The following is a 22695-nucleotide window of genomic DNA, read 5'->3' as shown; positions in this document are numbered from 1 at the left end:
CTGTTCCGCGTCACGTGATATATATCCAGTGACCGCGCGGGCTCAAAGCGGAAGTGTCTAATTATTTATACCAACATAACGTACCAACCATTTATATGAGGTTGTTGGAAAGTGAATGCATGAAGATTACCGCAGTAGATCTCTTCTGTGGTTCTGGCGGACTCAGTTACGGGTTAGAGCAAGCAGGAATATCTGTTCTCAAAGGTATCGACTACGACCCCGACTGTGCCTACCCTTACGAGCAGAATCTCGATGGGGAATTCAGGCAACTCAATGCAGAGTCCCTCGCTCAGGACCCGGAACCTATCGCGAGAATGTTCCCCTGGGATTCGGACGTGAAGGTTCTAGCGGCGTGTGCTCCATGTCAGCCCTACTCCACTATGGGACACGAGAAAGACAAGAGCCACGAGGATCACGACAAGTGGGGTCGTTTGAAAGACGTCAAGAAGATCGTAGAGTACGTAGAACCAGACGTCGTCGTCACAGAGAACGTTCTCCAGGTGCGAAATGACAGCGTCTACGAAGAGTTCATAGAGTTTCTCGAGGATAGCGGATACTTCGTCAACAGTGACGAAAACAAGAAAGTCTACTGTCCAGAGTACGGCATCCCACAGAAACGCAAGCGTTGGGTCGTCATGGCTTCGAAAGTCGGGCCCATCTCGCTGCCCGATCCGATGTACGAGGACGAATCGGAGTACCCTACAGCTCGCGAGGCGATCGGTCATCTCCCGTCGCTCCAAGCTGGGGAGACCCATCCAGACCACGATCTCCACCGGTCACGGACACTTTCCAAGAAGAACTTAGAGCGTATCGAAAATATCGAGCCAGGAGAAGATTGGCGAGTCTGGGAGGAACGTGGACTGGAACACTTACTCGCAGATTGTCACAAGAAGGCCAGTGGCCGCTCGTACAAAGCCCCGTACAGCAGAATGCGACCGGACGAGCCTGCACCGACTATCACTACACAGTTTTACAACTACGGGAGTGGACGGTTCGGTCACTACGACACTGACCAAAACCGAGCGATTTCGCTCCTCGAGGGAGCACTCCTGCAGACGTTCCCCGAAGATTACGACTTCTACGACGAGTGGGACGACGTCGGTGTGAAGAATCTGGGACGTCTGATCGGGAACGCGGTGCCACCGTTACTCGCAGAACACATCGGGCGTGGGATACTCGAACACGTCGATGTAGAAGTACCAGCACCCGAGACTGGGGTCGCAGACGACTGAAACCCCGGGGAGTGGGATTTAGAAGTTGGTTTCGAGCCTGTAATCCTGGCAGGACGGCCAGTCGCCTTTTGAATCTCGAAGTGGCTTCGACTAGCAACAGGATATGGACTTATCACTCTCGGAGGGATATTCGGATACGATGGCTGCCGACGTGGTAGTGTACAACGGCCTCAGCTGTACTCCGATAGAGAGGGGACACCAGTCCGTGTCGAATCTTATCGAGACGGCTCCACAGAGGTGGCCCTATGAGCGGCAGTAGGTCGTCGACAGAGACGCCGAAGATCCTACACTGCTTCGCAGATATGGGAACAGAGTCCGAGGTCTTGACGAATTACGGTGACGTCGTCCGTGTCGGCATCGCTCCTCGTGACACCAACGAGAGCCTCCCTATCAAAGCGGACGCACACCTCGACGTCCCCGATAAAGATTGGTACTTTCCAATCTCAGACGACGTGACTTTCGACCTCGGTGTCTTCCACCCCGTCTGTTCCAAGTGGGCAGATACGACTAGTATCTCTGGAGACCCCGACGCACACGAGAATATGATTCCCAGTGCCCGCAATTTGGCCGAGGAGTTCTGTGATCACCACGTCATCGAGAACGTGCCACGGGCACCACTGAACGATCCCGTCGTGTTGAACGGTCGAATGTTCGGTCTACCGATTGAGTACGAACGAGCCTTCGAGACGAGTTTTCGTGTCCCCCAGCCACCTCGGCACGAACGGTTCTGGACCGACTCTGGGTCGGATAAGACGGCAGAGACGTCGTCGTTCTTCTTTTCGGAGCGTTCGAAGCGATGGTGGGCGTCGGCCAAGCACTACTCTCCAAAACCCTACCCGAAACAGCATCTGGCGAAGAATTGTATCCCAGCACCGTACATCCACCACGTCTGCCGAGCGTGGCTGAAGGTCTACGAAGAAGAACACGGTATCGACGAAGGGAGAGTAGACTACTCGAACTACGACGAGGAGATGGACCTCAAACGGAAACGGGCGAACAACAGAACGTTGGAAGAGTTCTGACCCCGACAATATCGAGCTGAAGAGGGTCGCCGCCTCGTATTAAATATCGAAGCGGAACCAACTCGAAGCGTGACTACGGAAAAAGAAGCTCGCTTCCGCTCGTCGTTACTTGAGTGGAGTGCACAGAATCTCCGAGATTTTGCGTGGCGAGAACCAAACCGTTCCCTCTACGAGGTGTTCGTCGCCGAATTCTTCCTGACGCAGACGCCTGCCGAAAACGTAGCTTCGGTGTACCCGACGTTCTTGGAACGGTTCCCGTCTCTGGACGCTATCGACGAGGCGACACGAGACGAACTCGTAGAGATTATCGAACCACTCGGATTCTACAACATCCGTGCTGACGCGCTCAAAACCATCGCTGCAGAATGTGATAGTCTTCCAGACGAGGCAGACGAACTATCCGATCTCCAGCGAGTAGGCCAGTACGTCGCCAACGCGACCCTCTGTTTCGCTGACGGAGAACCGTTACCAGTACTCGACCGAAACGTAGAGCGGATCTACGGACGAGTGTTCGGTGAAGAGTGGCCGGATAGTCCCTCAGATCAGCTTCAGTTCGCAACTCGCCTCGTTCCGAAGGACGACGCCCGAACGTACAATCTGGCACTCCTCGATTTCGGAGCGAGCGTCTGCCAGCCCGATCCACTCTGTCAACGGTGCTTCGCGAGCGAGTACTGTGAATACTATAACCAAACTTCGTAGCGGTTGGAAGGGTAACGTCAGGCGATTAGTAGTAAAATCTTTAGACCCTTGGAGTGGTAAGCTTGTACGATTGATTGTATGCACGTCTCTGCTGTAGACCTCTTCTGTGGCGCTGGTGGGCTGACGAAGGGGTTGGAGCAGGCTGGCGTCTCTGTCGAAGCGGGTTTCGACGTTGACTCCGATTGCCGGTACCCCTACGAGCAGAATAACGACTCAGAATTCGTCGCCCGAGATATCGGGAAACTCGCACGTGAAGACCCCGAATCTGTTTCCGAATATTTAGACGACGATGCGGACGCAACGTTGTTGGCGGGTTGCGCCCCATGTCAGCCCTTCTCGCCACTGACACACGGTACAGACAGTTCTGACCACAAGAAGTACGGGATGTTGAGAGCGTTTCTGGAGATTGTTAGATACGTTGAACCCGACTTTGTCGTGATGGAGAACGTCTATGAAATACGTCATGCAGAGGTGTACGACGAATTCATAGAGGGGTTGGACGAATTCGGCTATAATCTCAACCCGGACAGCGACAAGCGCGTATACTGCCCGGAGTACGATATCCCGCAGACACGCCGGCGCTGGGTTGTGCTCGGTTCACGGCAGGGTAGGATTGACCTCGGTTCTCCGATACACGCTTCTCCGGAGGATTACCCGAGCGTTCGAAGCTGTATCGATGATCTCGAACCATTAGGTCCTGGAGAAAAATCAGCCCACGATTCTCTACACAGTACTCGAGATTTGTCAGAAACGAACGTAGAGCGTGTGAACCACTCGGAGCCAGGAAAGAGTTGGGAGACGTGGCCAGAGCGGCTACGGCTGGAGTGTCACAAGAAAGCGAGTGGACAGACGTATCAATCGGTGTATGGTCGGATGGTTCCTGACGAGCCTGCCCCTACGATTACGACACAGTTCTACAACCTAGGGAGTGGGCGATTCGGCCATTACGACACCGATCAAGACCGAGCGCTTTCGCTTCGTGAAGGTGCGATGATCCAAACGTTTCCCGAAGATTACCGATTCGCCGACGACATCAGCGACGTAGGTATCCACAAGATTGGGCGTCTGATAGGCAATGCTGTTCCTCCGAAACTGGGAGAAATAGTTGGAAAACGCATATTCGAGTTCTTACAATGGTCGGACAGGCAAGCTACCATCGGAGATTTTTGATTTCTGACTATTGAGCTAGCGACCACTGTTAAGCTGTGAAATTTATGTTCCTATTTGAAGTCATTGACTTATTATATATCGTTCACTGGTCAGCTATATCAAGATAGATGCACTGCTGATTATATGATGTTCAGTTGCTAAGTACTCACGGTTAAGTATCAGGGTCCTGTTTTAGCGTTCATGTCATCAGAAGATGGGGATGAGTTTTCGGAATTTGATCCGTTAAGTTATCAAGAAGGGGAAAGAGCAGAAGCGTCAACAAAGCGGCGGCTCGAGCACATCATCGAAGACTATAATGATTCAATAGATGTTCTTGCTGAGCCAGTGCAGAATGCGATGGACGCGATCGTGAGAGCTAATAACAGAGATTTGTTTCCAGAGATTGAATCGGAAGCGGAGGCTGAATCAGATTCTCCCAGTGATAATGAAGATTCGGTGATTCCCGCAAAGGTGACTGTTGAAATTGATACTGATGAAGGAATCATCGCGGTGAGAGACAACGGGCGAGGTTTCCCAATAGGTGAGTTACAGGAATTTATAGCTCCAGAAGCGACTAATAAACGCGATTTATATGATAACGGAACTGTCAGGGGTCACAAGGGAGTTGGACTTACGTTTTTAGCTTACGGGTTCAACCATTTTGAAGTAGTATCAAAGGTGCCTGGTGAAGAGCCGTACCGTCTGAAACTTACCGGAGGTCGTGAGTGGGTGGAAAGTGAAGATGTAGGGGCCGATACCCGTCCAAAAGCCGCTCCAGAAGAACTCGAAGAGGATTTTGAGAGGGGGACAAAGGTAACTATCCAAACTGACGATACTACGCGGCCCAGCAATCTCTCACATGTCTTCAACACGGCAAAGATGATGAAGACAATCCTCGAGACACAGACTGCAGCTGGAGTTGTCCCGCCTGCTGATGAAAATCATCCACCAGTAGATATTACGTTGAAATATACCGCTAATGCTGAGACTGAAGAACTTGATATACAGGACCGCTATCGCTACCCACATGAGAAACTGAACGAAGACTTAGAGGACGGACAGGCACCACTTGAAACTATTGAGGTAGATACTGAGAGTGATGCGGAGGTAGACGCCACATTACGGAATGCCCACCATGGGGTCTACAGTTTCTTTGATTCCGAAGAGATAGCCGAGAGGATTACTGATAGTCACACTGGGGAATATTTAACTGAGGCAGAAGATATCAAGGAATATATTCGTGAGCACGAACTGGAGGTCTATGTTCTCTATACTTATTCGAACGAATACAGAGATAAGCTGAAAAAGCGTTGGAATATCCGTGGTAATTGGAGTTTCCACAAGCCTGGAATAAGGATTGCATCTGACGGAATGATTTCACTATGGCATGAGAATACTAATTTGTCATATAGTGGCGGTAGAAACCAGCGACTTTGGTTCCTTTATCATTTTACTACTGATGTAGCTCCAGATTCTGGACGCAATGATTTCCCAAACGAAACGAAGGACGTGATCCATGGCACGAAGCAGTTCCTACATAGCGATGTGGTTAGTAGGGCTGAAGATTACCTTCGTGCCGCGCCCCCGCAATCTGCTAGAGATTCTGAGCTTCAAAAAACGCCTCTGGAGCGGGAGTTAGAGATGGACGACATATCAGTGGATCCAATTGAGGGAGTAGGACCAATTCCACACCTTAAAGAACCACACGAGGAACAGGATGTGATTGGTGTGTTTAATCAATTAGCAGGGATGGGGCTCCTAAATTGTTATAAACCTAGCTATTTCACCGGGATCGGAGCATTTGACGGATTCGTACGATATGACCCAGAATCTGTACCGAGTCGGCTCCATGAAGTATTTCCTGGATCTAGTTCGATCACGGGACAGCAATCAGCTATCACTTTAGAATTCAAGCGAAGAGGCGTGGACATAATTGAACATATCGTTAACAACACCAAAGAATGGCAAGAGATGGACCTATTAGTTTGCTGGGAGCTTGAAGACAGTATAGACAATGCCGAAGAAGATGAAAACGACGGCAACAGCGATGGGGACAGCACAGCCACGGAAAATTTTGCTGCTCAACGTGAATTGGCCGGCAAGACAGTTACATTCCGGCGTCCGACTTCCTCTGAAGATCGTCGATATGCTGGAGTAACTCATATTGGAACCCTTTCATCGGCGGGCCAAGTTCCTCTCAGAACGATCGCGCTGAAAGACCTGATCAATCAGCTATGACGCATCTTACTTAACATCACCCACTATTTCTGCCCCTATGCAGTAGCGCCCAATTTTATCAGTGCGCCCGCGACGGGTGCGGGCGCACATAGTGCCCGTCATCGATTATGGCACGAATACGATTGCAACGAATAGCGGTTGTACTGTCTAGAAAGCGAGTGTGCGGACGGTCCACACCCGAAACGGAGGGGTTGTGATGGGAGACTATGTCTGTCCGGAATGTGGGCGTGGGTTCAAATCGGAAAAGGGGAGCAACCCCACCATGGGCGCAACCCCGGAGTGTCGCTTGTGACGGTGAAATGTGAAAACTGCGGCGAGCAGTTCGACCAGAGCGGGCAGGAAAAATATTGCTCAGACGAGTGTCTGCGTGAAGGCAGGTCACAGGGAGCCAAAGCACAAACACAATGTGCGAGTTGTGGTGAGACCTTCGAGTACTACCCATCCAGACGCACTGGAAAGTACTGCTCACCATGTTACGCGGACGAAGACAAAGAGACGGTTACGCGGTTAACAGAAACCGCGAATCCCCGATGGAACGGCGGAAAGAGAGTCTGTCAGTGTGCAGTGTGTGGAGCACGAGTCGAACGGTATCCAAGCCAGATTGGTGAGACTGTTCTCTGTAGCAAAGCCTGTCACAGTACGTGGCTCTCGGACGAATTCAGTGGAGAAGGCCATCCGAACTGGGAGGGTGGTGGAAACGAGGACTACGGCAAAGGTTGGAGAGCGATTCGACAGCAGGCACTTGAGCGAGATGGGCATCAGTGCGTCGTCTGTGGACGGACAGACGAAGAGATGGGCAGGAATCCAGACGTCCACCACATCACACCTGTAAAGTGGTTTGTCGCCTCGGACGACCACAATCGCGAAGATGCGCACTACCTAGAGAACGTCATCTCGCTCTGTATCAGCTGTCATCGAAAAGCCGAGTTTGGCAAGATAGAACCAGAGTATCTCAGGTCGTTGATCAAGGAACCATAGACCGGCTAGAAGAGATATTGAACTATCGAGGTTCTCTCTAAAACGCTGGTTCGTTGATTCAGACGACCACGAGCGCCGAGATTCTGCCTTCCCGACAGCGTGATTTCGCTGTGTCGAGCCTAACACCGACAAGCGGAAGGCTACGAGATATCAGGGAGACACTTCGCTCATCGGGAGTGAGAGGAAAGTAGTGGATTGTCCACTCAAGTAGAAATTCCGTGGAAAGTCTGTTGAAAGAAAAGTCCGGGCGCGGGAATCGAACCCGCCTCTTAGCCACCACAAGGCTAAAGGATGCCACTACCCCAGCCCGGACACGCTGGCTGAAGCATTCGTAGGTATCCCGCTGGCACAGAAATACGTTACGAATCGGACCCCCTGTGGTGTGAGCCGCCATCGCATATGAACGCTGACCCACCGGTCTCCGTATCGAGTACCTCGGTATATGCAATCAGGTAGCACGGTGGTAAAAGAGTGGCTTGCTGTCGTCGGCATGACAGTCTTACTACTGTGACTGCGATAGCTGGTCTATGCGTAGAGGGCACGCTATATTTCGCCGCTCAGCCACGCTTTCGGTCGGGATTCGATTCAGGACCCAACGGCGGTCGCTACGACAGTCACGAGAATGGTAGACGTCCTGTACGCTATCGAACGGCCGTTCATGCGGAAAACGTTCGAAGCGGTCGACCGACACGTGGACGTCGAATCGGCCTACGTGCCGGTCCGCGAGGATGCCCGGGACTGTAGTGACTCCATCGCCGAAATCAGTGTTCGAGATCCGGACGCAGTCGACGCGAACGTCCGGAAGGTTGACCCTGGCGTCGTCGTGTACAACCATCGCTTCGGTATCGACCGGTTCTCGTTCTACGAGGAGTATCCACTCGTCCATCTCCGACACGGGGCGTCTATCGGTCGCGGTGAGGTCACTGTGACGACGGAAACGATTCTCGAGCACGTCTCGGCCGCACTGGCACCAGGCGAGCGATGCACGAGAGCCTACCGAGCCGTCGCGCCCGACGACGTGCGGGTCGTCACCGTCGGCATCCCGGAAGCTGACGAACTCGTCGACGCGCCGTCACCCCGTGAGCGCCGTGTGTTGTACGCGCCGACCAACTATCTCGTCGGCCGGGGAGCGTACGCGAACACTGCCCGGTCGGTTATCGAGTGCTTTGCTGGGACGGAGTACGAACTCCTGTTTCGACCGCATCCGACCGATAGACGGGAAGGACCGGGGCTGGCCGTTACTCGTGCCTGTCGAACGCGAATCGCCGAGATACCGAACGTGGTCTTCGATACCGCCACGACGCCGACCGAGAGCATGCGACGGTCGGACATCCTCGTCTCGGATTTCTCGGGCACGATCGCCGAGTGGCTGCACACTGGTCGACCGCTGATTCAACTGACGGACGTCGATGCAGCGGGCAAGACGGTGCCCCCAATCGGAGTGACGACGGAGACGCTCACCCGCGAACTCGTCGACGAACTGTACCGGAACGGCGAGCCGGAATCCACGAAACGCCGGCGAGCATCGTGGCTCGAGTGTCTCGGGATTCCGATGGACGGTCGGGCCGGCGAACGCACGGCCCGGGAGGTGCTCGAATGCAGGGCGTGATCCTCGCTGCCGGTCGGGGACGGCGAATGGGTCACCACACCGACGACGTCCCGAAAGCTTTCATCGAGCTGGACGGTCGCACGCTTTACGACCGCCAGCGAGCGCTGCTCGAGCGGTACGCAGATGGAACGAGCGTCGTCCTCGGGTATCGCCACGACGTCGTTCTCGACAGGTACGATCCCGACGATCCGGTCGTGTTCCCAGCGTGGGAGCGCTACGAGAACGCCGCGTCGTTGCTGCTCGTCCTCGAACGAATCGACGACGATCTCCTGGTACTCAACGGCGACGTGCTGGTCGACGAGCGCGAAATCGGCCGGTTGACCGAGCAATTCAGGGCACTCGACGGACGGTACAACCTCGTCGGCTGTCTGCCGGGGATGCAGGACACGGAGACGGCAATTCGCTGTGGCGGGTCCGGATTCGTGACGGCGTACGGGCTCATCGAAGGCCACCAACACGCTGGACTCGGGATCGTGAGCCGCACGCACAGGACGGTGGCGATCCAGGTGCTCCGAGAGCGATTGGACGAGTGGTATCCCTGCGTCTACCCGCAGACACCGACCAGACCCCTCCAGATACCCGCAGAGCGACACATCGAAGTGAATCGCCCGTCCGACCTCGAACACGCTCGGGCGTGGCTCGCATCCGAACGCAGCTCTCGTGCGTGAGTGACGATTGCGACGAGAGAGTACTGTCAATCATAGAGAGGGGGCGGCGGGGAAACACAATGTTGATGCGTGCTGGCAGTTCGGAACCGACTAGATGGAAATAATCGGCCATCGTGGCTGTGCAGAGCACGTTCCGGAGAACACCCTTCTCGCCATCCGTGAAGCCGCCCGCCGGCTCTCCGCGGTCGAAATCGACGTTCGTCGGTGCGGCTCGGGAGAGCTCGTCGTGTTCCACGACGCGACGCTCGACCGCGTCACCGACGCCGAGGGACGTCTCTCGGAGACGCCGTTGTCAGAACTCCGCGAGTTGTCCGTGTGCGATTCTGGCGAACCGATTCCGAGCCTGGAAGCGGCCCTTCGGACCGTTCCGGATGGCGTGACCGTTCAGCTCGAGCTGAAAGAACCCGATATCGCGGTAGAGACGCTGCAGTTGGCAACGGCGGCCGGTTCCGACGTTCGCGTGTCGTCGTTTCTCCCGGAGGCTATCGAGGAAATCGAAACGAGCCACCTCGACGTGCCGAACGGACTCCTGTTCGAGCAAGGTCCCCGTACGAACCTGTCACGTGCTGTCGATCTGGACTGTACGCACGTGTTCCCGCACTACGAACTCTGCCTCGAAACCGACGTCGTTTCCGCCGCCCGCAAGCACGGACTGGACGTCATCGCCTGGAAGGCAGCACGGACGGTCGACGACGTCCGCGCGCTGCGGGACGTCGGCGTCGACGGCGTGACTGCAGATCGATGGGATATCGCGCCACAGACGCGTTCGGCCAGCGACGACTAACAACTGCGCTGAGAGGGTGCGTTGCTTTACTCGGGCTTGCACCCCGCGCTCGTCCGGTGTAAGCGTGAATCTGACCCCTGTGGTGTGAGCCGCCATCGCATATGAGCTCTCGCCACCGACGAATCCGGGCCACGTGCTATAGTGTCTGAGAACCTACAGCAACACATGGCCCAGCCAGACGCCAGGCCGACCGTCGGCGTTGCTGCCTACAGGGACGCCACGAGCGAGCGCAAGCAGGAGGTCTACGACCGGGTCCGGACCTGGGCTGACCTGTGGCTTCTCGACCCAGAGCGGGACCACCCCGACCTGGCCGAGATGGGACTCGACCTCTACCATATGGCTCGCTGGACACCCCACTCGCTGCGGGACTTACAGCGCGCCGAAGCGGGCGGAATCCCGACGGTAAACAGCCACCATGGAGCGGCGACGACGGTGGACCGGCTCGCGAAGTGCCGGCGGATCGAGACAGCCGGAATCCACGTCCCGCGCTACGACTTTGGCACGGCCGAGGAGATATCTCTGGACCCGCCTGTGGTGGTAAAGACGCGAGACGAGTTCGCCCCGGGGAGCCACGAGTTGTCCGTTATCGTCGCGGGCGACATCGACTTCCCCGGCGAACGGTTCGTCCAGCGGTATATCGCCCCGAAAATGAGCTTCAAGCTCTTCCAGGTCGGCGAGCACAGCCGCTCGACGCGACATCCCCCCAGAAGCGGTGTGGACCGGTCGATGCGGTCGCTGGCCCGGGAGACGGCGACGACGGCCAAGTTCGAGCGACTCCTCGCTGCCGTGGCCGGGCTCTTCGAGCTGACGCTGTTCGAACTCGACGTGGTGGTCCACAAGAGCGTCTACGTGCTCGACGTCAACCCGGTGGTGAGCCTCGACGGCGTCTCTGACGCCGTCGAGATTTACGACACGGTGCTAAAGCGGTCGGTCCAGACGAGCTGACGGGGCGCACGGGACGACCGCTGGTCGGGTGCAGATACGCCAGTTCCCCTCCCGCAGCCGATGGGGAACGTCTCTCGGCAGACGGCGCAACCGGGACGACCGACTCGGGAGACACGTCAGTCGACGAGCAGGGCGTACAGCACGGCACCGAGACCCGCGACGGTCACGAGGTTTCGGGCGAGCAGAATGTACCCGACATCGGCACCGAGTCGCTCGGCGACGGCGACGGCGAGAAACGCGCCCGTGGTGAGAAGCGCAATCCCGAGGGCGAGCCACCGCATCTTCCGGACGCCGTTCCGTCGGAAGCCACGATACGCGAGCGCGGCGACGAACAGGCCGACGGCGGCCGTCAGCCCGCGCGAGAGGAACGCGACCGTCTCCGGCGTGAGAGTGACCATGAGCACAGCGGGGGACAGCGTCACTTCGACCCACCCCCGTAGACGGCCCACAGGATGGTCCCGAGCCCGAGCAGTTCACAGCCGCTGACGAGGACCGAACGGCCCACCGTCCCGACGCCGGTGGCCGTCGGGAGCCCGACGCGGAGGAGCTCCGGGAGCGTGGTGAGCAACAGCAACCCGACGGCGAGGACGAGCAGGTCTCGCCCTCCGGGCCCCCGTCTGTACCCCCGAACGAGCACCGCCGCGATAGCCAGTGAGAGGACAATAGCGAGCGCCGAGAGCGCCACCACAGCCAGAGCGACCGTCGGCTCGGTCCCGGTCGCACGCAACTGGAACAACATCTCAGGACAACCCCTCGAACAGGTCGGTGAATCTGTCTGACGGGTCGGTCGACGAGCGGGTGACGGCCACGTCGTAGCTCCCGTCGGCGAAGGTGACAGTCACGTCTTCGACCGTCGCCACGTAGCACTTGTAGTGGTGGCCGTCGGGGTCCAGTTCCTGTCGGTCGGTGACGAGATTCGCGTCCTGGAGCCTGTCGAGACGCCGGTAGGCCGTCGCATCAGACATCTCACAGGCCGCACACAGTTCGGTGACGGACATCGGTTCGGTGGTGAGTTCGGCGAGGATGGCCCGCGCGTACTCGTCGTCGAGCAACGCGAGGAGTTCGTCCTCATCCCCGTCCATACTGGTTGCACCGGTCGAGATAGTATAAAAATCCCACCACGACTTCCGGGCCGGAAGCTCTGGGCGTGGTGATACGTCGCGCTCGCTCGTGGGTCGGGATATGCCCGAGGAACCGACGGGACGACGGACCGAGACGACGACGCGACAGCTCTGGCGGTGGCTGACGTGGCCGGTGTGGAACGGCAGACAGCGACGGCTCCGGGCCCCGTTGCGGGCGCTCCTGCCGACCGTCGTGACCTTCCTCGCCTTCGCGGTCGTCCAGACGGCGGTTCGGGGCCGATTCGCCCATCCGATACGGGAACCGCTCGAAGCAGTCGGATTCGCGGTGGTTCTCCTGGGTGCGGTGCTGGTCAGTGCCCGAGCGCTCGACCGGCGGCCGGTCAGCGAGTTCGGGCTGTCACTCGACCGCTCGTGGTGGCGCTCGTTCGCCGCCGGGGCGGCGGTTGCGACGGCTATCAACGCCGGCGCGCTGCTCGTCTCGCTGTGGGCGGGATGGGCGAGGGTCGTCGGCGTCACTCGGGGAGCGGGTGACCTGCCGTTCGCGCTCGCGATGGCGGTCGTGTTCGGCTACGTCGCGGTGGCGGCGACGTGGGAGGAGTTCGTCATGCGGGGGGTGTTGCTCAAGAACATCGCCGAAGGCGCCGACGGGTTCCTCCCGCGATGGGGCGCCATCGGACTCGCGGTCCTCTGTAGCACGCTCGTCTTCGCCGTCCTCCACGGCGGGAAAGTCACCCACGCGAGTCAGTACGGCTACTACCTGCTCGCCGGCCTGATTCTCGCCGGCGCGTACGTGCTGACCGGCGAGCTGGCGCTTTCGGTCGGGTTCCACGTCTTCTACAACGTCACACAGAGCGCAGTGTTCGGGCTCGGACACTCCCAGCAGACGCCCGAGCTGCTCGCTGTCGACATCGTCGGACCCACAGTGTGGGTCGGCGAGGAAGGACTCGTCTTCGTCGGGTTCGCCGCGCTCGGGGGCATCGCCCTGCTGGGATACGTCCGCTGGCACCACGGCCGGCTCGCGCTCGCAGACAGCGTCACCCGCTGGACGCCGCGATAACTGACAGCCGGCGCGGCGCTGGGTGAGGCGGTTCCGGGAGAGGGTGACCGGCGGCGCGGGTGAATCTTCTTCAGGTCGAGCGACCAACCGATGGCTATGCAGTACAGCCGGACGCCGAAGCGCGTGGCCGTCGGAGCGGGCGTCCTCCTGACAGGGATGCTCGCCGCCCGCCGCCTTCGAGCCCGTCGGTCGAGCCAGCGGGTCGCCGCACTCGAACGAGAGGCGACGACGGGCCGGGAAGAAACGTTCAGCCCGGCCGCTTTCGAGGGGCTGCCGACGCCAGTCCGTCGGTACCTGCAAAGCGTGATTCCCGAGGGGCGAGCGCTCGTCGACACGGCGCGAATCGAGCAGACCGGCCGGTTGCGTACCGGAGATGCGACCTCGCCGTGGTACCCGTTCTCGGCGACCCATCACGTCACGGTCTCCCCGCCGGGGTTCCTGTGGGACGCGACCGTTCGGTTTGCGCCGCTGGTCACCGTCTCGGTACGGGATAGCTTCCGTGACGGCGAGGGCGCTGGGACCGTCTCGCTGTGGGGGGTCGTCCCGCTCGATGGCACCGGGACGAGTCCGGCGCTGGTCGAGGCACAGCTCCAGCGCTATCTCGCCGAGGCGGTGTGGTATCCCACGGCGCTGCTCCCGCGGGAGGGCGTCCAGTGGGAACCGGTGGACGACCGGACGGCCGAGGCGACCGTCGAGTGTGGCGGCGTCTCGGCCTCGCTGACGTTCGCGTTCGACAGCGACGAGGTGCGGCGGGTCGAGGGCGAGCGCTACCGACGCGTCGAGGACGGGTTCGAACGGACGCCGTGGACGGGCCAGTGGGACGAGTATCAGCGCCGAGACGGCCTGCGAATCCCGCTGTCGGGCGAGGTGGTCTGGGGACTCCCCGAGGGCGACCTGCGGGCGTGGGAGGGCCGCGTCACCGACGTCGAGTACGACGGGGGAGAGACAAGAGCGGACGGCTAGCAGGCTGCCCACGCCTGTACCTGAGCGGGCGCGAGAGACGCGGTCGACCGCGTGCCGAGCCATCGAGACCCTGCAAGACGAGGGCGTGCTCGGAGAGGTCACCGACCAGGAGTGCAACCGGGAGTGTCGCGCCAGGGAAAGCTTCGGGATTCTCGAAGGCGGCCAGAGACGTACTGAATTGGTGGTTGGATAGCACGTACCGGGGCACTCCGGTGTCTGTTCTCGCGCGCGGAAGACCGGACGAACGGTCCCCCCAGTGGTGTGGGCCGCCATCGCACAGCGGCGACTCGCCCCACGACGACCGACGACTGCGCGACCGTAGAAACGCGTTGCAAACGCCGGCAGCGCCCTTTTTTCACCCGTTAGCGAAGCTCCGGTGTGAACCGGCGCGAACTGCTCGCCGGCGTCGGCACTGTCGGGCTGGTCGGCGCGGCCCTCGTCGGGACTGTCCGGCGAGCGGGACAGTCGGCAGCGACCTACCACAATCCGGTCTACGACCGGGTCTTCCCGGACCCCGACGTGTGCCGGGTCGGGGAGAGCTACTACGCCTACGGGACCTACCACCAGTGGGGGCCTGACGGCATCGAGCGCCAGCTGATACCCGTACTACGGTCGCCGAACCTCGTCGACTGGGAGTCGGTCGGACCCGCCTTCGAGACGGAGCCGGCGTGGTCGCGCTATCGGGGGCTGTGGGCGCCCGGCGTCGGCCGACACGATGGCCGGAGCCGCCTCTATTACGCCGACTCGGAGTTCGGCGCCGACAACCCGGGCATCGGTGTCGCGACTGCGTCAGACCCCGCCGGTCCCTTCGAGCCCCGGGGCGGCCTCTTCCGGAGCGAAGCCGTCGGCGTTCCCAACGCCATCGACCCGATGCTGTTCGAGGGCGAGACTCCCACCCTGTTCTGGGGGAGCCATCGGGGTATCTACGGCGTCCGGCTGGCCGACGACGGCCTCTCGACTGCGGGCGAGACGTTCCAGATAGCGGGCGAGGGCGTCGAGGCGCCCTACGTCGTCGAGCGCGACGGCCAGTTCTACTTTTTCGGGTCGCGTGGGACCTGCTGTGCGGGCGCCGAGAGCACCTACCACGTCGTCGTGGGGCGGGCCGAGGAGCTACGTGGCCCGTACCGGAACCGCGCTGGGGACCGGCTCACGGCCGACGGCGCGACTGGGACGACCGTCCTGCAGGGCGACCAGGCGTTTCCCGGACCCGGCCACTGTGCGGTGGTCCGGGACGCAGCGGGCGGCTGGTGGCTGCACTATCACGCCTACGTCGGGGGCAGGGCGTGGGTCGGGGCGACGCCGCGGCGGGTCCTCATGCTCGACCGGATTCGCTGGCGCGAGGGGTGGCCGGTGGTGGGCGCGGACGGGACGCCGAGCTGCGTCGGGCGGGCCCCGCCGGTCGAGGGGTGATGGTTCCCGCAGGGGCGGCGGACGGTGTGTCGAGAGAGCGCCGCTACGCGCCCGGTGGGTCACCCCGACCGACCCTGATTTCGTAGGCCTCGATGTCCTCGTAAGCGGCGACCTGGCCGCCGACGTCGACCGGGCCGTCCTCGGTCTCGACGACGAGCGTCGCGACCTCGCGGTTCGGGCCGAAGGATACCTCGCCGACCCGGCCCTCGACCACCCAGTGCTCGCCCGACTGGACGTCCCGGCCTTCGATGGTCGCGTGGAACGCCCCCTCCAGCGCGGCGAGGTCGGAGATACACCGCCTGATGGTCCCGTAGCGGCGCGGGAACGAGCGTTCCGAGTCGTCGGTCGCGATGGGCTCCGCTGTCGTCCAGAGGACGGTGTTGAGAAAGCCCGAGACCAGAAAGCCGAGCTCGGTGCGGTTGAAGATGACGCCGTAGCGGTCGTTGTTGCCCCGGACCGACTCCCGGGTGGCGTACATCGAGTAGTCCCCGTCAGCGACGGCCACCACGGGGGTCGTGATACCCCGGCGCCCCTTCACGGTGGTTGCGACGGCGTCGTAGTCGAACTCGGCTGGCTCGGGCGCGTCGGCGGCCGGCGACAGCAGGATTTCGGTCGCGATACCGGCCGCCCGTCGGCGCCGCAGGTTCTCCTCGAAGCGAGAGAGCAGGTCGGGTGTCAGCGACAGCAGGAGTTCGTACTCGGCAGCGTCGATGATGTCCGCCAGATAGCGCAGGATGGTCGGCCGCGATTTGACCAGGGAGACGGCTTCGGGCTCGCGGGCCGGCGCGGTGTAGCGAGCGGAGAGGTCCGAGACCAGGTTGTCGAGGGAGTCCTGGATGTCCCCGAACGCCGACCGCGGGTCCAGCGCGAGCACTTTCATCGGTCGGGACTCCTTGAGTTCGACCAGCCCGACGTCCCCGAGACTCCGGACGGTGTCGTACACCCGGGGCTGGGGGATGTCCGTCCGGTCGGCTATCTCCGAGGCGGTCAGCTCACCGTGCTGGAGCACCGCCAGATACGCGGTTATCTCGTACTCGCCGAGGTTGAACCGCGAGACGAGCCCGTCGAGCGCCGCTTCGAGGTCGTCAGACGACATCGGGGACAGGAGTCCGGCGTACCATGGCGGTCATTCTCGGCGGACAAACACCACCGGGCAGGGCGCTTCGAGGAGGACGTCCTGGGTCGACGACCCGAAAACCGCTTTCCCCGCCGGTGACCGCTTCGTGCCACCGATGACGAGGAGGTCCGCCTCGGCTGCCAGGTCGACGATGCTACTTTTGTGTCGGCCGACGGCAGTTCGCAGGTCGTAGTCGACGCCCTCGTCGTCCAGCCGGGCGACCATCGAACTGAATATCCCGTGTTCGAGCGCTATCTCCTCGGAGCGGTCCCCGGTCTCGTCTTCGATGCCCAGACTCGTGAGAGCGGTGTCGTATTCCTCGTCGGTGAATATCTGGCCGACGATTACGCGGGCCCCGGCCGGCTTCGCTATCTCGATTGCCGCCTCTGCGAGCTTCGCGCCGTGGCCCTCGTCGCCGGGCCGACCGACGAGGAGCACTGTTTCGAGCGCCATGTATCATTGATACATCGGCCGGAAGGTAAACGTACCGGTGCTTCAGTGTCGAAACTGCGTTCGGGGCGGTCCAACGGCTAGTCGTCGCTGTCCCGGTGTTGGGCGTCGGCGACGGCGACGGCGGCGAGGTTGACGATGTCCTTGACCTCGTCACCGCGCTGGAGGACGTGGGCCGGCTTGTCCATCCCGACGAGCATCGGGCCGATGGCCTCGGCGCCGCCCAGGCGCTGGAGGAGCTTGTAGCCGATGTTCCCCGCTTCGAGGTTCGGGAAGATGAGGACGTTCGCGGGGCCATCGAGGTCCGCGAAGCCGTAGGTCCCGGCGAGCATCTCCTCGACGACGGCGGTGTCGGCCTGCATCTCGCCGTCGACGTCGAACTCGACCTGTGGGTCCTCGTGGAGTATCGAGACGGCGTCCCGTGGTTTCGCGGCCCCGTCGTTATCGACGCTCCCGAAGTCCGAATACGAGAGCAGCGCCGCGCGCGGTTCGACGTTGAACCGACGGGCGAGCTCTGCGGTGTGTTTGGTCACCTCCGCCAGCACCTCCGGTGACGGGTCGAGGTTCACTGTCGTGTCCGCACAGAAGATGACCCGGTTCCGGAACGTCAGCATGTAGACGCCGGCGGCGTAGTCGGCGTCGTCGGCGGTGCCAATGACCTCCAGCGGCGGACGGAGTGCGGACGGATACTGGTGTGTGAGCCCGCTGAGCATCGCGTCGGCGTCGTCCATCTCGACCATCATACTGGCGAAATAGTCGGGGTCACTGCGGACGAGTTCGGTCGCTTCTCGCTGCGTGAGGCCGTCCCGCCGTCGGCGCTGGTACAGTTGCTCGGCGTAGTGGTCCCACTCGGGGCCGGTCGGGTCTGCGACGACTGGCTCGAAGTCCAGCCCGAGCTCGCCGACTGTCCGGCGGATGTCCGACGCCGCCCCGACGAGGACGGGGTCGGCGATGCCGTCCTCGGACATCCGGCTCGCCGCCCGGATTATCTTCTCGTCTTCCCCCTCCGCGAGAGCGACCCGCTTCGGCTCCGACTTCGCCTTGTTGAGCACGACACGCATCATCTCGCGGGATTTGCCCAGCCGGGCCTCCAGCTGCTCGCGGTAGTCGTCGAGGTCGAGTTCGCGGCGCGCCGTACCGCTCTCCATCGCCGCCTCCGCGACCGCCGGCGTCACCTCGTAGAGGACCCGCTGGTCGAGCGGCTTCGGGATGAGATAGTCGGGGCCGAACTGCAACACGTCGTCGTCGTAGGCCTTGACCACCGCATCGGGGACGTCTTCCCGGGCGAGCTTCGCAAGCGCTTTCGCCGCCGCGCGTTTCATCGGCTCGTTGATTTCGGTTGCACGCACGTCGAGCGCGCCACGGAATATAAAGGGGAAGCCGAGGACGTTGTTAACCTGATTGGGGTAGTCTGACCGTCCAGTGGCCATGATGACCGTGTCCTCCCGGGCCGCTTTCGCCGTCTCGTACGCTATCTCGGGCTCCGGGTTGGCCATCGCGAAGATGATGGGGTCGGGCGCCATCGAACGGACCATATCCGGGCTGACGATGCCGCCGACTGAGAGCCCGACGAAGACGTCCGCACCGGCCATCGCGTCCGCGAGGTCGCCGTCCTCGACCCCGCGGGCGAAGGGGTCGGTGTACTCGCTGAGCTCGTCGGCACGGGCGCGTCGCTCCGAGAGCACCCCGTCTTCGTCACACATCGTGATGTTCTCACGTGGAATCCCGAGTGAGACGTAAAATCGGGCCGTCGCCGTCGCGGCCGCCCCCGCCCCGGCGAACGTGACCTGCAGTTCCGAGAGATCCTTGCCGACGATTTCGGCGGCGTTGAGCAGTGCCGCGCCGGAAATTATCGCGGTCCCGTGCTGGTCGTCGTGGAAGACGGGGATATCCATCCGCTCGCCCAGGCGCTGTTCTATCTCGAAGCAGTCGGGCGCGCTGATGTCTTCGAGGTTGATACCGCCGAAGGTCGACTCCATGGCCGCAACTGCCTGGACGAACGCGTCGGGGTCGTCGAGTTCCAGTTCGATGTCGAAGACGTCGATATCGGCGAAGCGCTTGAAGAGGACGCCTTTGCCCTCCATCACCGGCTTCGACGCCTGCGCGCCGATGTCACCGAGCCCGAGTACGGCCGACCCGTTCGAGACGACGCCGACGAGGTTCCCCTTCGCCGTGTAGTCGTAGGCCCGGGTCCCGTCCTCGTCTATCTCCCGACAGGGCGCCGCCACACCGGGCGAGTACGCGAGCGAGAGGTCCCGCTGTGTGTTGGTCGATTTGGTCGTCGAAATCGCTACCTTTCCCGACGGCGACCGTCGGTGATATTCGAGTGCGTCTTCGTCGAGTGTCACTGTGTTCTGTCTCCGTTGTGAGTCCTAGTCGTCGGACGAACTACCGCAACAGGCTGTTTCACCGCTCCCAGCGCGGTTCGGAGCGGGCGTGCGAACGACGCGAACGACGAAAACCGCAGCGACCGCCGTCAGTCCGGCAAGCAGCAGCCAGCTCGCTCGATAGCCGACAGCGTCCCCGAGAAAGCCAAACGCCGGCGGTGCGAGAAGCGCCCCGGACGTGAGTGCCAGCTGCCCGCCGGCCGTCGCACCGCCCATCTTCTCGGTCGGGACGAGCGTCGCCATACAGGAGTAGTAGACGCCGGTGCACCCGAGAACGAAGAACCCGAGCGTTACGAACGCCGCTATCGCCGTGAGTCGCCGGTCGACGAACGCGACGGCCACGAACAGGCCACTGCTCCCGAGTGCCTGGACGGTGAGAATCGCGCCGATACGTCGGCGCGGCTCCCCGGGCAACGTGTCGCTCAGCCAGCCGGTGAGGAGTCGGCCGACACTGCCGGACACCTGGAGCCCGGCGAGGACGAGGCCGCTTATTGCGACCGACAGGCCGACCGACGCCTCGAGGTAGAGTATCGTGTAGCCGACGGTGGTAAACAGCGCCGCACCGAGGAACCACCCCGCGAGACAGAGCGACCGGTACGGCCGGTTTCGAAGCAGGGCCCGGAAGTCGGGAAACGCCATCGCTCGGTCCGTCGTCGCCGGGGTGTAGGTGACAGCGAACAGCAGCGCGACTGCGACGGCGAGGGCCCCGGCGACGTGAAAGCCGGTCTCCCAGGAGCGGGCCGCGGCCACGTTCGTCAGGAGGACCGCGCTGACGCCGCTTCCCGCGGTGACACCGACCTGTTTGATGCCCGTCGCGAGGTTCTGCCGGCCGGTCGGCACGGTGTCGAATATCGCCTTGTTCGTGCCCGGCATCGCCGTTCCGTACAGCGCACCGAGGACGAAGACACTCCCGAGCAACGTCGCGTACGTCCCTGCGAGCGAGACGAGCAGTGTGCCACCGGCGAGGCCAACGAGCCCCGTAGTGAGGACGCGGTGTTCACCGTAGCGGTCCGTGAGCGCCCCGAGCGGGAGGAGAAACACCGCGTAGCCGAGCGTCAGTACCGTCACCACGATGCCGACCGTCGTGCCGGTCAGACCGAATTCGTCGCGGAGAAACGGTGTGGCAGCGAACACGGCGTAGTAACAGATACTCGCGGCCAGTTGCCACAGGAAGACGAGCGAAATCGTTCGGTGCTGGGTCATCGTAGAGGAGAATCCGTCGGACAAGAGATTCGCACGCGTCACCAGAGCAGGTGTGGCCAGACGAAGGTAAAGAGGAGCCAGATAAGCCCCGTCAGTATCGCCGTCATGATGATGTTGAGAATCACGCCGGTTCGCAACATGTGCTCCTGTTTGATGTAGCCGCTCCCGAAGACGATCGCGTTTGGCGGGGTCGCCACCGGTAACGCGAACGCGAAACTGGCGGCGATGGTTCCGGCGACGGACAGGAAGATGGCCGTCTTGAACTCCGTCAGGCCGAGCGTGGCCGCGAAGACGCTACCCAGGCCGATGAGTATCGGCGCGAGGATGGTCGTCGTCGCGGTGTTGGAGGTCATCTCGGTCAGGAAGACGACGAGCAGGACAACGGCGGCGATGATGACAAGCACCGGCAGCCCGGTCAGCCCGCCGAACACCGTGTTGGCGATCCACTCCGTCGTTCCGGTGTTCGCGAGCGCGTCCGCGAGCGCGATACCGCCACCGAACAGCAGCAGCGTCCCCCAGTCGATGTCGACGAGTTCGTCCCACTCCATGGTGTCTGCGAGCACGAGCGCGGGAATCGCCATCACGCCGACCATCACGTAGTAGAGGAGCCCCTGATGCCCTTCGACCCCGAACACCGTCATCCCGTCGCCGCCAAAGAGCGTGGTCATCCACACGTCCGGCAGATACCCGGACAGGAACGTCCCGAGGCCGCCAAGCACCCAGAGACCGGCCGTGGCCCCGAAGATGTACGCGACACGTCGGCCCCGCGCGTCGAGGCTGTCCTCCTCGTCGAGATAGGCCCGGGCCTGTGCCTGTGCATCGTCCACGTTGTCGACCTGTGGCGGGTACAGGACGTACGTGAGGAGATACCAGACGATGGGGAGCGTGACGAGCACGACCGGCAGACCGATAAGCAGCCAGTCGACGAATCCGATCTCGTATCCCAGAATCGCGTTGAGCTGCCCGACGAGCACGGCGTTTGGCGGCGTCCCGATTATCGTCCCGACGCCGCCGATACTGGCGGCGTATGCCGTCCCGAGCAACATCCCGATCTGCATGTTGGTAAAGTCGTCAGCGGTTCCGATTCCGCCGTCCGTCATCGCGCCAGAGGTGGTCTCGTCTGTGGCCGAGTCACCGACGGCTGCGACCTTCTCACCGCTGAGGACCTGCGCGAGGACACCGACAGCGATCGGTGTCATCATCGCTGTCGTCGCCGTGTTCGAGACCCACATAGACAGCCCCGCAGTGGATATCATGACGGCTCCGATCAGGCGACGGGGTGAGCTGCCCATCTTCGCCATGGTGTACAGGGCGATCCGCCGGTCGATGTCGTACTTCTGGAGCGCGTTTGCCAGCATGAACCCCGCCATAAACAGGAAGATGAGGTGGTCCGCGAACCCGACGAGTGCGGCGTCCATGCTGTCGTAGACCCCGGTGCCGGTGAGCAACACCGGAATCGACAGCGCGGTCACAGCGAGTGGCAGCGTGCCAGTCACCCACAGCGACCCGGCGAAAAACATCGTCGCAAGCGTGTACTGGCCAGCCAGCGACAGCCCCTCCGGGGTCGGTGCGACCGCGATGAGGACGGTCCCGAGGGAGGCGATGCCGAACTTCACCAATCGTTGCTGTGCCTCGCTCAGCGTGCGGTGTATCATTGATACAGCCGTAATCTCCAGCCGGCGCTATTAAGTTTTGCGGGAAA

21 protein-coding genes are annotated in these 22695 nt (G+C 61.4%); 13 read left to right on the top strand and 8 right to left on the bottom strand.

What is annotated here, in order from left to right:
• Positions 1-119: 119 nt before the first annotated feature.
• The 10 genes from P1K32_RS08290 to P1K32_RS08245 all read left to right on the top strand — a co-directional run bounded on the left by P1K32_RS08290 (position 120) and on the right by P1K32_RS08245 (position 11324).
• The gene (locus P1K32_RS08290; RefSeq protein ID WP_276249275.1) at positions 120-1232 is read left to right on the top strand and encodes a DNA cytosine methyltransferase; all 1113 of its coding nucleotides are present in this window, start codon (positions 120-122) and stop codon (positions 1230-1232) included.
• Positions 1233-1477: 245 nt separating this feature from the next.
• Positions 1478-2254 (top strand): hypothetical protein, encoded by a 777-nt coding sequence (locus P1K32_RS08285; RefSeq protein WP_276249274.1) that lies wholly within the window; start codon positions 1478-1480, stop codon positions 2252-2254.
• A gap of 69 nt (positions 2255-2323) precedes the next feature.
• Positions 2324-2953: an HhH-GPD family protein gene (locus P1K32_RS08280; protein ID WP_276249273.1), complete on the top strand. Its 630-nt coding sequence runs from the start codon at positions 2324-2326 to the stop codon at positions 2951-2953.
• Positions 2954-3031: 78 nt separating this feature from the next.
• Positions 3032-4123 (top strand): DNA cytosine methyltransferase, encoded by a 1092-nt coding sequence (locus tag P1K32_RS08275; protein ID WP_276249272.1) that lies wholly within the window; start codon positions 3032-3034, stop codon positions 4121-4123.
• A gap of 180 nt (positions 4124-4303) precedes the next feature.
• Positions 4304-6340, top strand: a complete 2037-nt coding sequence (locus P1K32_RS08270) for an ATP-binding protein (protein ID WP_276249271.1) — start codon at positions 4304-4306, stop codon at positions 6338-6340.
• Positions 6341-6559: 219 nt separating this feature from the next.
• Positions 6560-7318, top strand: coding sequence for an HNH endonuclease (locus tag P1K32_RS17670; RefSeq protein WP_349682115.1), 759 nt, complete (start codon positions 6560-6562; stop codon positions 7316-7318).
• Between the two features lie 622 nt (positions 7319-7940).
• Complete coding sequence (locus tag P1K32_RS08260) at positions 7941-8927, top strand: CDP-glycerol glycerophosphotransferase family protein (protein ID WP_276249269.1); 987 nt, start codon at positions 7941-7943, stop codon at positions 8925-8927.
• Positions 8915-9595: an NTP transferase domain-containing protein gene (locus tag P1K32_RS08255; protein ID WP_276249268.1), complete on the top strand. Its 681-nt coding sequence runs from the start codon at positions 8915-8917 to the stop codon at positions 9593-9595. Before P1K32_RS08260 ends, P1K32_RS08255 begins: the two co-directional genes overlap by 13 nt.
• 94 nt (positions 9596-9689) lie before the next feature.
• On the top strand, positions 9690-10379 hold the full coding sequence (locus P1K32_RS08250) for a glycerophosphodiester phosphodiesterase (protein ID WP_276249267.1): 690 nt from the start codon (positions 9690-9692) through the stop codon (positions 10377-10379).
• A gap of 165 nt (positions 10380-10544) precedes the next feature.
• Positions 10545-11324, top strand: a complete 780-nt coding sequence (locus P1K32_RS08245; protein ID WP_276249266.1) for an ATP-grasp domain-containing protein — start codon at positions 10545-10547, stop codon at positions 11322-11324.
• A 116-nt stretch (positions 11325-11440) separates the two neighbouring features.
• Here P1K32_RS08245 and P1K32_RS08240 read toward each other — a convergent pair whose 3' ends face one another.
• From P1K32_RS08240 to P1K32_RS08230, 3 genes are read right to left on the bottom strand one after another with little or no spacing between them, the layout of a single operon-like run.
• Positions 11441-11722, bottom strand: coding sequence for a DUF7521 family protein (locus tag P1K32_RS08240; RefSeq protein WP_276249265.1), 282 nt, complete (start codon positions 11720-11722; stop codon positions 11441-11443).
• A gap of 20 nt (positions 11723-11742) precedes the next feature.
• Positions 11743-12063 carry a hypothetical protein gene (locus P1K32_RS08235; RefSeq protein ID WP_276249264.1) on the bottom strand — a complete coding sequence of 107 codons (321 nt, stop codon included), beginning with the start codon at positions 12061-12063 and terminating at the stop codon, positions 11743-11745.
• A 1-nt stretch (position 12064) separates the two neighbouring features.
• Entirely contained in the window at positions 12065-12406 is a 342-nt protein-coding gene (locus P1K32_RS08230; protein ID WP_276249263.1) for a helix-turn-helix domain-containing protein, read from the bottom strand.
• A 100-nt stretch (positions 12407-12506) separates the two neighbouring features.
• Between P1K32_RS08230 and P1K32_RS08225 the strand changes: the two genes are divergently transcribed.
• The 3 genes from P1K32_RS08225 (at position 12507) to P1K32_RS08215 (ending at position 15836) form a co-directional block, all read left to right on the top strand.
• Entirely contained in the window at positions 12507-13463 is a 957-nt protein-coding gene (locus P1K32_RS08225; protein ID WP_276249262.1) for a CPBP family intramembrane glutamic endopeptidase, read from the top strand.
• Between the two features lie 96 nt (positions 13464-13559).
• The gene (locus P1K32_RS08220) at positions 13560-14426 is read left to right on the top strand and encodes a DUF6920 family protein (protein WP_276249261.1); all 867 of its coding nucleotides are present in this window, start codon (positions 13560-13562) and stop codon (positions 14424-14426) included.
• Between the two features lie 378 nt (positions 14427-14804).
• Positions 14805-15836 carry a family 43 glycosylhydrolase gene (locus P1K32_RS08215; RefSeq protein ID WP_276249260.1) on the top strand — a complete coding sequence of 344 codons (1032 nt, stop codon included), beginning with the start codon at positions 14805-14807 and terminating at the stop codon, positions 15834-15836.
• A 43-nt stretch (positions 15837-15879) separates the two neighbouring features.
• On the opposite strand, the gene trmB is transcribed toward P1K32_RS08215, so the two are convergent.
• From trmB to P1K32_RS08190, 5 genes are all read right to left on the bottom strand, one after another.
• Positions 15880-16932: an HTH-type sugar sensing transcriptional regulator TrmB gene (gene trmB, locus P1K32_RS08210; RefSeq protein ID WP_276249259.1), complete on the bottom strand. Its 1053-nt coding sequence runs from the start codon at positions 16930-16932 to the stop codon at positions 15880-15882.
• Between the two features lie 30 nt (positions 16933-16962).
• Entirely contained in the window at positions 16963-17406 is a 444-nt protein-coding gene (locus P1K32_RS08205; RefSeq protein ID WP_276249258.1) for a universal stress protein, read from the bottom strand.
• Positions 17407-17483: 77 nt separating this feature from the next.
• Positions 17484-19751: an NADP-dependent malic enzyme gene (locus P1K32_RS08200; protein WP_276249257.1), complete on the bottom strand. Its 2268-nt coding sequence runs from the start codon at positions 19749-19751 to the stop codon at positions 17484-17486.
• A 24-nt stretch (positions 19752-19775) separates the two neighbouring features.
• The gene (locus P1K32_RS08195; protein ID WP_419181066.1) at positions 19776-21017 is read right to left on the bottom strand and encodes an MFS transporter; all 1242 of its coding nucleotides are present in this window, start codon (positions 21015-21017) and stop codon (positions 19776-19778) included.
• A gap of 14 nt (positions 21018-21031) precedes the next feature.
• The gene (locus tag P1K32_RS08190) at positions 21032-22648 is read right to left on the bottom strand and encodes an SLC13 family permease (RefSeq protein WP_276249255.1); all 1617 of its coding nucleotides are present in this window, start codon (positions 22646-22648) and stop codon (positions 21032-21034) included.
• Positions 22649-22695 lie beyond the last annotated feature (47 nt).

Origin of the sequence: Haloarcula rara (assembly GCF_029338235.1) — an archaeon.
Lineage (GTDB): Archaea > Halobacteriota > Halobacteria > Halobacteriales > Haloarculaceae > Haloarcula > Haloarcula rara.
Note: the sequence above shows the minus strand (reverse complement) of the source record. Positions and strands in the feature narration are given on the sequence as shown.